This window comes from Acinetobacter sp. I-MWF (assembly GCF_025433935.1).
GTDB classification, from domain to species: domain Bacteria; phylum Pseudomonadota; class Gammaproteobacteria; order Pseudomonadales; family Moraxellaceae; genus Acinetobacter; species Acinetobacter guillouiae.
This window is the reverse complement of sequence record NZ_JAMBAR010000026.1, coordinates 1-324: the sequence shown is the minus strand read 5'-3', so window position 1 is coordinate 324 and position 324 is coordinate 1. Positions and strand designations below refer to the sequence as shown.

Below are 324 nucleotides of genomic sequence, written 5' to 3'. Positions count from 1 at the left end.
CATATTTCTCGATATTTCAAAGCAAAAAATTGCGCTTTAATTCGATAGGTAAATCGTTAGTCTTGAGCACAGTTCTTACGGGATTAAGTACATGCAGCTACGTAACTCACCAGCCCGCTACGGCTGGGTCAGCATGGTATTGCACTGGGGCGTGGCCCTGGTGGTGTTTGGTCTGTTCGCCCTGGGCTTGTGGATGGTCGGTCTCGACTACTACAGCGCATGGCGCAAAGACGCGCCGGATCTGCACAAAAGCATAGGCATCACGCTGTTCGCCATCATGCTGGTGCGTATCGTCTGGCGCCTGATCAGCCCGCCGCCACCGGC

At 54.0% G+C, this 324-nt stretch carries 1 protein-coding gene; it reads left to right on the top strand.

The window, feature by feature from the left end:
- Window positions 1-91: 91 nt before the first annotated feature.
- Window positions 92-324, top strand: a 233-nt coding sequence (locus tag M2R48_RS21205) for a cytochrome b (RefSeq protein WP_262087600.1), incomplete at its 3' end; no start/stop codon positions are given.